General features: G+C 41.0%; 16 protein-coding genes. 12 read left to right on the plus strand and 4 right to left on the minus strand.

Annotation, left to right across the window (positions count from 1 at the left end; translation table 11 throughout):
* Window positions 1–14: 14 nt before the first annotated feature.
* Both SGI74_03080 and SGI74_03085 read right to left on the minus strand, forming a co-directional pair.
* Entirely contained in the window at window positions 15–323 is a 309-nt protein-coding gene (locus tag SGI74_03080; protein ID MDZ4676469.1) for a BMC domain-containing protein, read from the minus strand.
* Window positions 324–372: 49 nt separating this feature from the next.
* Window positions 373–990 carry a hypothetical protein gene (locus tag SGI74_03085; GenBank protein MDZ4676470.1) on the minus strand — a complete coding sequence of 206 codons (618 nt, stop codon included), beginning with the start codon at window positions 988–990 and terminating at the stop codon, window positions 373–375.
* A 233-nt stretch (window positions 991–1,223) separates the two neighbouring features.
* Between SGI74_03085 and SGI74_03090 the strand changes: the two genes are divergently transcribed.
* Window positions 1,224–2,228, plus strand: a complete 1,005-nt coding sequence (locus tag SGI74_03090; GenBank protein MDZ4676471.1) for a hypothetical protein — start codon at window positions 1,224–1,226, stop codon at window positions 2,226–2,228.
* Between the two features lie 61 nt (window positions 2,229–2,289).
* Here the strand turns inward: SGI74_03090 and SGI74_03095 are convergent, their stop codons facing one another.
* Together SGI74_03095 and SGI74_03100 are read right to left on the minus strand one after the other, a co-directional pair.
* Window positions 2,290–3,096 (minus strand): hypothetical protein, encoded by an 807-nt coding sequence (locus tag SGI74_03095; protein MDZ4676472.1) that lies wholly within the window; start codon window positions 3,094–3,096, stop codon window positions 2,290–2,292.
* A gap of 5 nt (window positions 3,097–3,101) precedes the next feature.
* Window positions 3,102–4,187: a homogentisate 1,2-dioxygenase gene (locus SGI74_03100; protein MDZ4676473.1), complete on the minus strand. Its 1,086-nt coding sequence runs from the start codon at window positions 4,185–4,187 to the stop codon at window positions 3,102–3,104.
* A 118-nt stretch (window positions 4,188–4,305) separates the two neighbouring features.
* On the opposite strand from SGI74_03100, the gene SGI74_03105 reads away from it, so the two are divergent.
* From SGI74_03105 to SGI74_03155, 11 genes are all read left to right on the plus strand, one after another.
* On the plus strand, window positions 4,306–6,135 hold the full coding sequence (locus tag SGI74_03105) for an APC family permease (GenBank protein MDZ4676474.1): 1,830 nt from the start codon (window positions 4,306–4,308) through the stop codon (window positions 6,133–6,135).
* A 284-nt stretch (window positions 6,136–6,419) separates the two neighbouring features.
* Window positions 6,420–6,593: a Flp1 family type IVb pilin gene (locus SGI74_03110; GenBank protein MDZ4676475.1), complete on the plus strand. Its 174-nt coding sequence runs from the start codon at window positions 6,420–6,422 to the stop codon at window positions 6,591–6,593.
* A 49-nt stretch (window positions 6,594–6,642) separates the two neighbouring features.
* Complete coding sequence (locus SGI74_03115) at window positions 6,643–6,864, plus strand: hypothetical protein (protein ID MDZ4676476.1); 222 nt, start codon at window positions 6,643–6,645, stop codon at window positions 6,862–6,864.
* Entirely contained in the window at window positions 6,854–7,348 is a 495-nt protein-coding gene (locus tag SGI74_03120) for an A24 family peptidase (protein ID MDZ4676477.1), read from the plus strand. Before SGI74_03115 ends, SGI74_03120 begins: the two co-directional genes overlap by 11 nt.
* The gene (locus tag SGI74_03125) at window positions 7,345–7,605 is read left to right on the plus strand and encodes a hypothetical protein (GenBank protein ID MDZ4676478.1); all 261 of its coding nucleotides are present in this window, start codon (window positions 7,345–7,347) and stop codon (window positions 7,603–7,605) included. Before SGI74_03120 ends, SGI74_03125 begins: the two co-directional genes overlap by 4 nt.
* Window positions 7,602–8,210 (plus strand): hypothetical protein, encoded by a 609-nt coding sequence (locus SGI74_03130; GenBank protein ID MDZ4676479.1) that lies wholly within the window; start codon window positions 7,602–7,604, stop codon window positions 8,208–8,210. Before SGI74_03125 ends, SGI74_03130 begins: the two co-directional genes overlap by 4 nt.
* Before the next feature lie 2 nt (window positions 8,211–8,212).
* On the plus strand, window positions 8,213–8,689 hold the full coding sequence (locus SGI74_03135) for a hypothetical protein (GenBank protein MDZ4676480.1): 477 nt from the start codon (window positions 8,213–8,215) through the stop codon (window positions 8,687–8,689).
* 2 nt (window positions 8,690–8,691) lie between these two features.
* The gene (gene cpaB / locus SGI74_03140; GenBank protein ID MDZ4676481.1) at window positions 8,692–9,612 is read left to right on the plus strand and encodes a Flp pilus assembly protein CpaB; all 921 of its coding nucleotides are present in this window, start codon (window positions 8,692–8,694) and stop codon (window positions 9,610–9,612) included.
* Window positions 9,613–9,620: 8 nt separating this feature from the next.
* On the plus strand, window positions 9,621–11,093 hold the full coding sequence (locus SGI74_03145) for a BON domain-containing protein (protein ID MDZ4676482.1): 1,473 nt from the start codon (window positions 9,621–9,623) through the stop codon (window positions 11,091–11,093).
* A gap of 82 nt (window positions 11,094–11,175) precedes the next feature.
* Window positions 11,176–13,371, plus strand: coding sequence for an ATPase, T2SS/T4P/T4SS family (locus SGI74_03150; GenBank protein ID MDZ4676483.1), 2,196 nt, complete (start codon window positions 11,176–11,178; stop codon window positions 13,369–13,371).
* Window positions 13,368–14,243, plus strand: coding sequence for a type II secretion system F family protein (locus SGI74_03155; protein MDZ4676484.1), 876 nt, complete (start codon window positions 13,368–13,370; stop codon window positions 14,241–14,243). The genes SGI74_03150 and SGI74_03155 overlap by 4 nt, the downstream gene beginning before the upstream one ends.
* Window positions 14,244–14,260: the final 17 nt, after the last annotated feature.

Genomic DNA, 14,260 nt, shown 5'->3' on the forward strand with positions numbered 1-14,260 from the left:
TGTGCGTTTTAACCTTACTTATTGTTAACGCGTTTTGCGCCACGACCAAGTGGAAGAGCCATATCGATGTTGCCATGAGGACGAGGAATAACGTGTACACTTACAAGTTCGCCTACTTTTTCAGCAGCGCGTGAACCCGCTTCTGTTGCAGCTTTCACTGCAGCAACGTCGCCACGAACGATAGCAGTTACATAACCACCACCAATTTTTTCGTAACCAACGAGTTCTACTTTTGCAGCTTTAACCATGGCGTCGGAAGCTTCAACCATTCCGATAAAACCTTTGGTTTCGATCATGCCTAATGCGTCTGATGAATTATCCATTTGGATCTCCTGATGTGTGCGCCATTATTAGCGCGACACTAGTTATGAGTTATACACCCGTAATATTTTCTAAAGCTTTAATAGCGGCTTCACGAGCCGAATCGATTTCACTTTCAGTACCCGCCATCCACAAACGCCCGAATGCGCCAAAAGGTTTCACTTCAACTAAAGAAACGTTGGCCGCTTTTTCTGCTTCGTTTGCAGCAAAAGTAATGTAGCCCGCTGGTTCAGTTTCTAAAATAAAAAGTGATTGGCCAGGTAACAGCATATTTCCCCAGCGATTTGAGTTAACTAAAATCGCATGGTCAGGTTCTACGTGTCTGATGACTTGGTTTGAAACAACTTTTGGTTTTTGTCTTTGTTCTTCGCTTAATTCTAATGAATCAAGAATTGCTTTACCCGCTTGGCGCACTTCACCTTGATCTGGATGATGAACTTCAAGCAAACCAAACGCACGCTCAACAATTTGCATTGCGGGTCTGACTTTTGTCGCCTTCAAAGCGATATCCATAACTGTGTTGATCGCAATACCTGGCGCGATCTCTACATATAAGGCAGCATCCCCTGGAATTGGCAAAAAACCGCGAGCCGTTGTGCCGACGAATGTGGCAAGTTGCGGTTGAAGTGAGTCGATAAAACTAAAAGCTTTTAAAGTTACTTTGGACAAAGAATTACCACCTCTTAAATTGAATATTCCACATGTGGTTGCAAGTCGTTAGGCGCAAACTAGCACGGTGCAGAAAATTGAGTCAACGACCAAGATATATAGATGCGAATCTTGTCTAACGTTTTGACGCTATGTGTATATTAATTTGGCGATCTAGCCTAAAGTTCCGTCGATATCAGCCGATCAGTGAGGTGCATATGCTTAATGCTAATTCTTTTAAGGGGGCCTTTTATATGAAACATTTAATACTTTTCTCACTCATGGTGCTGTTCGCAAGCTCTGCAATGGCTAAATATGAAAACGCACACTTCTTTATGGTCGAGAAAGACTGTTTTTATGAAGAAGATGGTAGTTTTTGGAAAATTCACCGAGCAAAAAATGTAAGCAAACAAGTCTGTAACTTACAAGTTGCTCAGGGTGCTAAAAAAGAAGAGCGCGTTTCAAAACTTCCAAAATCACCACTTGTTAGCCCCGATGGTAAGGCTCTTGAAGGTTTTATTCGTGTTAAAGGTAATGATTCAAACGGAGTCTACGTTCGTTCAGTAAATGGAAAATTAGAATTTGCAAATCAAAAAAGTGAACGCGTTTATTTAGGGTTTTCAAAAGATGTACAAGATTTCGGAAAACTTAAAGAGGGCGCTAAAACTTCAACTAGTTTTGGTCTTGATAGTGAATCTGGTCATCAAAAAATTACAGATACAAAGTCAACATCTGCACCTACTGAGCCCGCGCCTCCAGTTGTCGCCCCTGTAGTGCCAAAACCCGCACCAACACAGGTGGCTGAAACTCCAGCATGCGAACTTAAAGGTTTAGAGCATGTTTGTAAATGTAAAGACCCCAAAGCCTGTAAAGCTGAATACCTTTTAGTTGGTAACGATCTTAAAATTAAAACTGCTGATGAAAAAATTAAAACGGCACAAGCTAAAATCAATGAGTTGCAAAAGCAAATCAATGAAATTAGAAAAAATGAACTTGCTCCAGCTCAAAAAGCATATGTTAGCACTTTTAATGGCTACCTTGGACTCGCAAATAACAAATGTGTGGCTCCAATTAAAGTGGCGTCTGATTATAGTCGGCATAATTCACGCCTCAACGCTATTATCCGTGCATACAATAATTGCTTAGCTGCTAAGGCAAAAAAAGAAGGTGGCAGCTCTCCACAAAAACCAGGTAAAGGACGCGTTTCTGAAGCAGATGTAGAAAATGATCGCGACGTTGCTTCTGAGGATCCATTATAAATTTTTGAAAATTTAATTTGAACTTTAAGCCCCTCACCTGAACAGTGAGGGGTTTTTGTTTTTACGGCAAACCGTAAAGCGATTCTAAATCCGCCATCAATTTTTGATTACAACTTATGATTTCACCTTTTGGTTTTATTTCTAAACCTTGATCCACAAGTTGCACATACTTGCTTTCACTCTCCAGAGTGAGAGTAATCTCCGTGGGTAATTTATCAGAGGGTGTATCAGTAGGAGCCGGTGTGGCACTCGCGGTTGTAACAACGGGCGCTGCAACAACCGGCATTCCGATAATCGCAGTTTGATTAATTTTAGTTAGTGATGATTTTTTACCTTTTGGTTTTGGATTCGCTTCAGCTGCGCGTTCATTTTCTTCTGCCTTTGTAAACGCTTTAAGTTTTAGTTTACCGCTGCATAAAACCACATTGTCGATTTCTTTTGCGTCAGTTGAAGCTTTAAAACTTGCGCCCAATGGTTCGATTACACCTCGGGGCAAAATCATCTCGTGATCACCCAATCTTTTAAATAAAACTGTAATATCACCGCCAATAAGTTCTAAGCGCGTAAGGTCTCGGCCTTGAAATTTTGTCATACGAAATTTTGTCTGAGAACCCATGCGAAAAAGGCCGAGCCCTGGAATTTTTATTATCGCAACACTTCTTTCCCCCGTTTCAAGAAGATCGCCATCTTTAACTCCAGAAAACTCAGGCGCAGGCTCACCATTACGCGTAAGTGTTCCGTCAAGTTTTAGAATTTGATTCACAACAATATTAAGTTTCGAACGTTTTTTCTTTCGCGCTTCTGCATCAACAGAAAATAAATTAAAAATTAAAAATGCAAATACAGTTGTGGATAATAACTTGGTCATCGCCGTTATTCTTTCCAGCTTAAATAGTAGTTGGCGTTTTCAACAGCCAGCGCTTCTTTTGTTGGGTTCAGTGGTCTGTAGGTATCGACCATCACGGCGTACTCGTTTGTCATTACTTTTCCTTTAGCACCTTCGGCGGCAGTTGGGTGTGGGCCATGATGAATGCCGTACGGGTGAAACGTTACCATTCCAGCACCCATGTCTTTACGTGAGAAGAAATCACCGTCATGATAAAATATCACTTCATCACAATCAATATTGCGATGATAAAACGGAACTCGATTTGCACCAGGCTCTGTTTCAAAAGGCCTTGGCACAAAACTACAAATGACAAATCCACCGCCGACAAAAGTTGAATGCACAGAAGGCGCTAAATGATATCTATGACTTGTCACCGGTCTAAAATCTTTAATGTTCACTTTCACAACACACAAATCACCCTTCCAACCGACGACATCAAGTGGGTTAAAACCATAAGTGACTATTGTGAATTCATTTTGTCTTTTTATTTTTACTTCAAAACTTCCTTTTTCATCTTTAGGCTCAGGATTCGGAGTTGCAATAACAGCTGGGTCAAAGAGCGCATGCTGACCTAATAAACCTTTATCGGGCAAATTAACTTCTGTTCGAGATTCAACGACAAGATATTTTTGCGCACCTGAAGACGTAACAAAACGATGTGTTGTTCCTTTTGGAACAACTAAATAATCGCCACGCTCGTAATTAAGCGGGCCAAAATCAGTTTCAATTACGCCTTGACCTTCATGAATAAAATAAACAACGTCGCCATCTGCACAACGATAAAAGTAAGGCATTGTTCCAGTGGGTTGCATGAACCCAACTTTCACATCGTTATTTTCTAATCCAAAAGTTGCCTGCCAGGGGTCTTTTCCGGCGGCCATTTTTAAATAGTTAAAAGCCTGGGGTTTGCATTTACCCTCAATCTTTTGCCAATTTGTGGGAGCGTTTGTGTGATAGAGATGTGTAACTCGCCCGAAAAAACCTTTTCTCCCATGTTCATCCTCATAAGTGCCTTTGGGAATATCCACATGAGCTTGTGGCGTTGTCTTACCTTTATTTTGATGAAACATGCATTACCTCCGCTTGCTAAATACAAATTAACACTTCAAATATGCCTTACTTGCAATCACCTGGCAACGTGCCTATACTCAGTGTCACCAACATTAATCAGCGTAAGGATTTTCAGCAATGTTAAGCGCACTTAAAAGATTCATGGTCGGCGTACCACTTTCAACAGACCGCGTCAGCCACGAACGACTCTCTAAACGAAAAGCCTTAGCTGTATTTTCCTCTGATGCCCTTTCATCTGTTGCCTACGCCTCTGAAGCTATAATTCTTGAACTCGCCAAAGCTGCAATTATTGTCCACGCACTTCCCTGGACATGGCCAATTTCACTAAGCATTGTTGGCTTGTTGTGGATTTTAGTCTTGAGCTATCGCCAAACCATTTCTGCTTATCCAAATGGCGGTGGCGCCTACACAGTGAGTAAAGAAAACTTAGGAGAAAATGTTGGCCTCGTTGCGGGAGCATCTCTACTTATAGATTATATTTTAACAGTCGCTGTTTCTATTGCAGCTGGTGTGGCCGCCGTTACGTCAGCATTTCCGACGATGCTGCCGCATAGTGTGGCGATTGCAAATGTTGCGATTTTAATTTTGATGTTTATGAATTTGCGAGGCATACGCGAATCAGGAAGCGTTTTTGCTATTCCGACTTATGTTTTTATTATTGGAATGTTCATTTTATTTGCTTGGTTAGGAATTCAATCCATTTTTATTAATCCACCAGAAGTTACAACTCCACTCATGCCTCAAACAACTGATGGTGTTGGTATTTTTATGATCTTAATTGCCTTTTCAAGTGGTTGCGCAGCACTCACGGGAGTTGAAGCCATCAGTAATGGCGTAACAGCATTTAAACAACCCGAACAAAAAAATGCAAAAACAACTCTTGTGTGGATGGCAATACTGCTCGCCATTTTATTCGCGGGGGTTAGTTACTTCACGCACGTTTACAATATTATGCCTAAAGATCATGAAACTGTTATTTCGCAATTGGCGCGCATCACGGGCAGCAATCTTTTTTATTACTTCATTCAAGCGTCAACTGCTTTGATTTTATTTTTAGCTGCCAATACAAGTTTCAACGGATTTCCCTTAGTCACTTCACTCTTAGCTGAAGATCGATATTTGCCAAGACAACTCGCATCGCGCGGAGATCGCCTGGTGTTTAGTAACGGCATTATGGGTCTTGGTTTAATTTCGATGTTTCTCATCTGGATTTTTAAATCAGACGTTCATCTTTTGATTCCACTCTATGCTATTGGGGTTTTCTTAAGTTTTACTTTGTCACAAGCGGGCATGGTGAAACATTGGTATGTGCACAAAGGCAATAACTGGCAACGCAATATCGTGATCAACGCTGTTGGTTGCTTGACTACTTTTGTGGTTCTTATGGTTATTGTTATTACAAAATTTCCTCAAGGTGGTTGGCTCGTTTGTCTGATGACACCACTTTTGGTTTTTCAATTTCGCCGCATCAAACATCACTACACACTTGTCGGAAGTCAACTGCGCCTTGACGGGCCACCACCAGAAACCCCGCCCATTTCTACACATCACGTGGTGATTCCTGTTTCAGGAATTCATCGTGGCGTTTTAGAAGCACTGAATTACGCTCGAAGCATTAGTAAAAACATCACAGCTTGTTACATCGACATTACTCCTCGAATCACAGAGCGCATTATTAATGAATGGGGAATATATGGAATGGGTGTTGAGCTTAAAATATTGCCTTCACCTTACCGCTCAGTGACGCGGCCATTATTTGATTTTATTGCTGAAGAAATGAAGCGAAATCCCGAAGGTCGAATTACCGTAATTATTCCTGAGTTTGTTACAGCAAAATGGTGGCAAAACATTCTGCATAATCAAACCGCAATTATCATAAAAGCCGCCCTCGCCTTCAAACGCCGCGTCGTCGTAACCACCGTCCGCTATCACCTCACCCACGGCTAAAAATGCACGGCCTTACTTTTGGTAATTATTTGAGTTAATTTGCATTTAAAAAGCAAACAAACGGCTCCTCAGGTTTTTTCCATCTAGATTTAAGTCTTAAAAACCTCAATTCCACTACATTCGTTATTATATCCAATTAAAGCTCATAATTACCAAAAGTAAGGCCGTGCATTTCGTGGCTCGACGGAGGTCCTCAAGTATTCAAGGGTTTGGGCCGATATAATCATTGGTGAGATGTGTTTAAGCGCATCCATTGATGTCTATTTTATTACCCGGAGGGGCAGATGAAAAAATTTATGGCAATTTTAAAAGATGAAAACGGCCAGGGGATGCTTGAGTACATTCTACTTGTTGGCGTACTTGCGACCATCATTCTTGTTTTTAAAGGCCAAATTTCCGGCTTAATTACAAAGTGGACAGGTAATGTCGGCGATGCTGGCGACAATGTTTTTAAATAATTAACGGGCGAGACATAGAAGTCTCAATTTATCGGAGAAGGGCTAAAAAGTGAATGCGGCAGGGCAAGCACTTGTAGAATTCGTTCTACTCACGGCTATCTTTTTAACTTTCATTGGCGTCATCGCCAAGAAGGTCCCGCTTACTTTTAGCAGTGCCACACCCTATCTCGGAGGTAAAATCCAACAACGCCTTGAAACAGGCGGGGGTTTTGCCAAAGGCGCATGGGCTGTTCCTGTGAAATCAAAGGGAGGAGTGGATAATGATAAATAACTACACTCTTCTTTGCGCATTTGGAATTTTAACCGCTGCGACAATTACCGACTTTCGCACTCATCGCATACCAAATAAACTCATGCTCATCAGCGCTGTTATTTCAGTAATCGTAGTTGTAATTACAGCAGGCGGAGCTGGGTTAACAAATGCAGGACTTGGGTTTTTAACAGGCTTTGGATTTTATTTTCCTTTGGCTTGGTTTGGCGTGATTGGTGGCGGTGATCTTAAACTTTTAGCAGTAGTTGGCATCACCACTGGTGCGCTTAACATTTTGATGATCGGACTCTTCTCACTCATCTGGGGTGCGATCTTTGGCGTTTTGCAATCTGCATTTCGCGGAGAAATTAAGGCTGTTTCACAAAATCTTTTGCATTTATTTTTATTTAAAAAAATCGAAAATAAACAACTTCATCGTTTTCCATTTGCAGCATCAATGTTGATGGCAGCACTTACTCAATGGTCATGGAGCAAAATGCCATGAAAAATTTAAAACGATTGAAATCAAAATCAGGTCAAGCTCTTGTAGAGTCAATTCTTCTGATGGCCGTAGTCATCGTATGTTGGACTGGCGCTGCAAAAATTTTACGTGAAAAAGGTTTGTTTCAAAATGTGTTCGGAAAATCTTGGGGCAAACTTTCAACCGTAATAGAATTTGGAATACCCGTCACCGCTCGCGGGACTGCTGCGCCTAATCACCCAACGGCTTTTCAACGTCACTCAACGCGGGTGTCAAAATGAAAAATATATTAAATCAATCAGGGCAACTCACCGTAGACTTCATGTTTTCACTGATTCTTATTATCAGCATCTCTACTCTTTTAGGCGCACTGACATTTGCATTAACATTAACCGAAGTCGTACAGTATGTGAGTTTTGCCGGAAGCCGCGCTTATTTTGCAGCCGATCTCACCGAGACAGATCAAAAAAATGTTGGAAATAATAAAATGGAAGTTCTCACAAAGAGCTTACCCTTCTTAGCCTCAGCGCAAAAAGCTGGTTGGATCGTTCTTCCACCCCAAAGCCGCGATGTCGGAGATTTCACCGCGTATCGAGAACAAATAAATGCTCCATCTACCCGTAATCAATTTGTAGGCGCACAAATCAAATTTATAATTCCGATATTAAATTTAAACTTACCTTTTTTGGGTGAAGCTATTGAACCGCCAAACGGAGGTTCTTTTAAAGCTACGGTATCAAGTTTTTTACTTCGAGAGCCCTCTTTTCAAGAATGCTCCAAATTCATGTCAACAAGTTATAAGGCACTTCTTGAAGTGGTCTCGCCAACATGCCCCGGGGGTTGTGATGCCGGAAGATTTATACCAATTACAGATAATGGATGTTGATGATGAAAATGTGTAAGAAAAATAAAAAGGATGAAAAAGGTTTTGCACTTGTAGAAACTTTAGCTTTTTTATTTGTGTTCATCACACTCACTGCTTACGTCATTGATTTTTTCACCGTCATTCATACAGGTATTTTAAATTCTATTGCTGCACGCACCTATCTTTTTGAAACACTTCAACATCGCAGCAATCCAAACACTCTTCGACAAGAACTTACACTAGAAGAGGCCAAGCAAAAAGGGGTTGATTTCACAGCCGACGGACAACGATTTCACGCCATAAACGACGAAGATCAATTAGAAAATGATAATGCTCAAATCAGTGCCGTTGGTAGAATTTTAACTCAGGTAAAAGAAGATAATCAAGTTAAGCCAAGTATCACGCAGTCTGATCGATTGGATGATCGCACTTCAAAAGCATCAACGATCGTTATTAAATCTGGTTACGGAATTTGCTTAGATGCTCGGTGCGGGGGATAAGTATGAATCAAAACAGTAGAACATTTTGGGTATCAATGGGATGCGCACTCGTGGCGATGTTTCTTATTTACAGTTACACTCAAGAGCAAAAAGCCCAATACGATAAACGCTACGGCACAACAAAAACAGTTCTCATTGCATCAAAAGATATAGTCGAAATGATCACTCTTGATGAAACAATGTTAACTCAAGAAGAGCGTCCAGTTGATTTTATTCAGCCAGGTGCAATTGAAAACCCCGACGACGCTGTTGGTTTAGTAGCAGCTGCCCCCATTAAAAAAGGTGAGCAAATTTTACTGACAAAACTTTTAGCCCCCGGGCCAAACACCGGTCTATCACTACAAGTGGCTCCTGATAAACGCGCAGTTACAATTCCCGTTGACGAAGTCAGAGGCGTTGGAAAACTCATTCGCCCTGGCGATCGCGTAGATATACTTACAAGCATAAGTTATGGAGATGGTAAAAACGAGCGCCGCGAAGTTAAAACATTGCTCCAAGATATTTTGATATTAGCAACAGGTCTTAATGTCACAAATAATATACCTCGCGTATTACAACTTGATTCATTTAACGGAAAACCCGTTTATAAAAATCTTAACGGCGACACCGGTTATAATACCGTCACCGTAGAAGTAGATCCCCGTCAGGCGCAAAATCTAATTTACATTTTAAGCGTTGCGCCCGGAGCAATTTTTCTAAGCTTAAGAAATGGCAATGATAAAATTCTCACACGTTTAAGAACAGCCACAATTGATTCTGTCTTAGAAATGGACAGTGATCGCGCTTTACAAGCCAAACTTCAACAAGCCCAACAACAAGCAGCTACTGCCACTGCTGCAGCACAAGCTGCTAGCTCTGCCCAACGCGCTCCTGCTAAAGCGGGCGGCTTTGTCGAAGTTCGTGGCAGTGAAGTTAAGTATTAGGGAGGATCATGAAGATTAAGGTGAAAATGTTGATATTTTTATTTCTAGGATTTCTTATCCTGGTACCAAATCAAAGTTTTGCTGGAAAGCAATACATCGGCCTTACCATTGGTTTGACTGAGGAAAAGAAAGTTCCAAACATGCCTGATACTTTAAGCGAAGATTCATCGTACAACCGAAGTGTTGTAAGAATCGCAATTGCTAAAGAATTAAAAATCATTCGCTTTGAGCCCCTACAAGCCGGAACCACAAATTTTAACTTACGCGATTCAAAAGGCCGACTCATTGCCGAATACGTCATCACTGTACGAAAAAACAATCTTAACCGCGTTGCTTCAGAAATTAAAAGCCTACTAGGTGACGTTGATGGCATTCAAATTAAAATAGTTAATAACAAGGTCATTATCGACGGAGAAATATTATTACCACGAGATATGAACCGCATTTATAGTGTTGTTACTCAATTTAGCGATGTTGCCTCAAGCATTGTTACAATGAGTCCACTTGCTCAGAAAAAAATCGCTGAACTTATTGAAAAGGATATCGGTAACCCTGAGATTCATGTTCGCGCTGTTAATGAAAAATTTATTCTTGAAGGTGTAGCTGCAAGTGAATCCGAAAAGCAAAAAGCTGAGATCATAGCAAAAACATATGTTCCCGACATTATTATTGAAGCTGCAGAGAGTGCGGGGCTTCTTAAAAAACGTAAAATTGATTCTGTAATTAATTTATTAAGTGTTAAGCCCGGTGCTGAACCCCAACCCGGTAAAATCATCAAGGTTGTTGTTCACTTTGTTGAACTTCAAAAAGATTACACGCGGGGTTTTAGATTTCAATGGACCCCTACTTTAAAAGAAGATTCAGGAGTGCAATTCTCCACCGGTGGCAACTCACCGGGAGGAGTTTTAAGCACGATCACAGGTACAATAAACGATTTATTGCCAAAACTTAATTTCGCAAAAGCACACGGGCATGCGCGCGTTCTTCAAAGCTCAAGCATTATCGTTCAAGATGGAAATCCCGGAATGATTAAATCAATTACGCGTATTCCATACACCGTTCAAAATCAGTACGGTCAACTCACAACAAATTTTGAAGAAGCTGGCATTGACATGACAATTACTCCCAGCATTGTGAGTAGCAAATCAGACAGCGTGAATATGACTATCGTATTTAGTTTAAAAAGTCTTATCGGTCAGACCGAAAAAGGCCCGCTTGTTAGTAGTAAAAGCATTTCTACTCGTCTTGCCGTACGAAGTGCACAAAGTGCAGCAATTGGTGGACTCGTAAGCAATGACTCAAGCATGGCTTATAATCGATTACCAAAAGGTGCTAGTGAGAATCCTTTGATTTCACTGTATGCCAGTAAACAGTTTCAGCGTAACCAAAGTCAATTTGTGGTGTTTGTCACACCCGTAATTATGTATTCAGCCTCTGAAGGCAGTGATGACATCAAAAAGAAGTTTCGCTTAAAAGAATAAGCTAAAACTCGACTCGACATAGATCTAGTTACCTTGAAGATTCTCACGTTTTTTCCGATAAGAAGTTGGGAGAAAAGTCACTGTGGCGATCAATCAACAATGTCATATCATTGCGGTATCAGGCGGAAAAGGCGGCGTTGGCAAAAGTGTTTTTGCAGCAGGCTTTGCCCAAGCTCTGATTTTAGAATTGCGTGCTCGCGTTTTACTTATCGACCTTGATGCACAAAGTTGTGGTGATCAAAACGTCATTCTTGGTTTACGTCCGAATAAAACAATTTCTGAAGTCGCAACGTTTAGCGGACAAATTGCGCCAGCAACAATTAATTCTCTCATTACACCACATGCATCAGGCTTACATTTTATCGGTGCTGTAAAAAGCCCTAGCGATGCCTATGATGTGAATATCGAAGGTCTTAAAAAATCTCTCGATGGCTTAAGTAATTTTTATAATTTTATCATTGTAGATGTTGGCACTACTTTTTTAAATCCACAACTCGCAGTTATGGAAGTTGCCTCATGCGCACTGGTATTAACATTGCCTGAAATATTAGCTGTAAATCAAACCATGAAAATGCTCAATCAACTTATGGGCATGATGTTCCCATCTGACATGCTTCAAATAGTTATTAACAAAGTGGGCGCTGGTTCACAACTCAACCCCCAGGGTGTCGCTCAAGCTTTAAGAAAAAATGTTGTGGGTTTAATTCCTCAAGACGACACAACAGCAGGTGCGGCCCTTGCTCGCTCAACCCCTTTTGTAGCGTCGCAACCCAGAACCGCAATTTCAGTAGCATTTCACGAGACCGTAAGAAAACTCACACAAGGTGGCGCACTTGATAAAATGCGACAACTTAATAAACCCAAAAGTGTTAAAGCTATTGATACAACGGGCAATCAAATCAAAGCTCTCGGTGCTGCGAGCACAACACAAGCGCGCCCCAATGATACAAAAAAATCTGAAGAGTTTGATGTTCGCACAAGTCTTAAGCGACGCTTACACCGCGGCCTTATTGAAACAATGGATCTCAAAAAAGGCATTACTGAAACAGGTGGTGATGTTGCAAAAGAAAGTGATCTGAGACTTAAAACTCAACAAGTCATTGCTAGTCTTCTTGAAAAAGAAGGGCAAAGTTTTTCTCGCGAAGAGCGCGCACAAATCGTAAAAGAAGTTCTTGATGAAGCCTTAGGCCTTGGGCCACTGGAAGATTTATTAGCTGATATCGCAGTTTCTGAAATCATGGTTAATAGACGTGATCTTATCTTCGTTGAGAGAAATGGTCGACTTACAAAATCTGATTTAAGTTTTACTAGCAACCAACAACTTCTCACAATCATAGAAAGAATCGTTACACCACTTGGTCGTCGCATTGATGAAAAATCACCTTACGTTGATGCAAGACTTAAAGACGGAAGCCGCGTGAATGCTGTGATTCCACCACTAGCACTTGACGGCCCCTGTATCACGATAAGAAAATTTGCAAAAACTCCCATCACATATAAAGACTATGTTGGCTTTGGCACAATGACTGAACCGATGATAGATTTCTTGCGCATCTGCATTGAAAATAGACTCAACGTTATTATCAGCGGTGGTACAGGTTCTGGTAAAACAACACTCCTGAATGTGCTCTCAGGGTTTATTCCCGCTACTGAGCGCATCATAACTGTTGAAGATGCAGCAGAACTACAACTTAAACAAGAACATGTTATTCGCCTTGAAACTCGCCCCTCAAACATTGAAGGCGAGGGAGCCGTTACGATTCGCGATCTCGTACGCAACACACTACGCATGCGACCTGATAGAATTATCGTCGGAGAATGTCGAGGCGGTGAAGCATTAGATATGCTCTCAGCTATGAATACAGGTCACGATGGAAGTTTAACAACAGTGCATTCAAATAATCCACGTGAAGCTGTTAGTCGTCTTGAAACACTTTGTTTAATGTCTGGCATGGAACTCCCAGCACGCGCCATTCGTGAACAAGTTGCAAGTGCAATAGATCTCATTATTCAAATTAGTAGACTCTCAGATGGTACACGAAAAATTACCAGTATTACCGAAGTCATCGGAATGCAAGGTGACATCGTCACACTTCAAGAAATTTATCGATACAAAGAAGAAGGTTTTGATAAAAATAGAAAAATCATCGGCCAATTTCAAGCTACTGGTTTTATACCAACTTTCATTGAAGAGTTTGAACGTAAAGGTGTGAAAGTTCCGCGCACACTTTTTACCGGCGTGAGTAACGGATTAGCCGCTGGAGGAGTTAAGAAATGACCCTCTTTGGCTCTCCATGGATCGTTATACCTGGCGTAGGAATGTGTATTTTTATTATTGTCTACTCTTACGCAGATCGTATTCTCGAATGGCTAAAAGAACAAAGCCTTGGCAATCGTGAGTACGTTATTAAGCGCCTTGATATTATGTTTGTTGAAATCAATCATCGCCAGATCACAGGCGCCATGCTCATGGGAAGTTTTGGCGGCGGCGCACTTGTATTTATTTTGTTTTATCCTAATTTATTATTTGGAATCACACTCGGTTGCATTGTTACCTTTGTGGGCTGGAAGATTCCCCGATTTTTGGTTGACGCTTACTATGCGCGCAGATCAAGTCAGTTTGTCGATCAACTAGTTGACGGCCTAACATTGATGTCAAGCGGACTCAAATCAGGTTTAAGTATTCCTCAAGCCATGAAATTAATCGTCGATAATATGCCCGATCCAATTTCCCAAGAATTTGAACTTATGCTCTCACAAATTTCCTTAGGCGTAAGTTTAGAAGAAGTTATGGTAGATCTCGCAAAACGTATTCCCTATGCGGATGTTCAAATGTTCGTGACTGCTGTTAACATTCTCAAAGACACCGGCGGAAATATTGCTGAAACTTTTGACACGATCGTAAAAACAATTCGTGAGAGAATTAAAATAGAGAAAAAAATCGCAGCCGTAACAGCACAAGGTGTTATGCAAGGAATGATTATAACCGCCACACCGTTTGTACTGCTTGTGGTGTTTTATTTTATGGATCCAGCTTACATTGCACCACTTTTTAATAAGACATTGGGCTGGTTCATCTTGGTAATCATGTTGACGCTACAAATTATTGGTGGCTTGATGATCAGGAAAATTGTTAAAATTAAGGTCTAACAACAATATGGGAATTT

It is taken from the genome of Oligoflexia bacterium (assembly GCA_034439615.1).
GTDB lineage: Bacteria > Bdellovibrionota > Bdellovibrionia > JABDDW01 > JABDDW01 > JAWXAT01.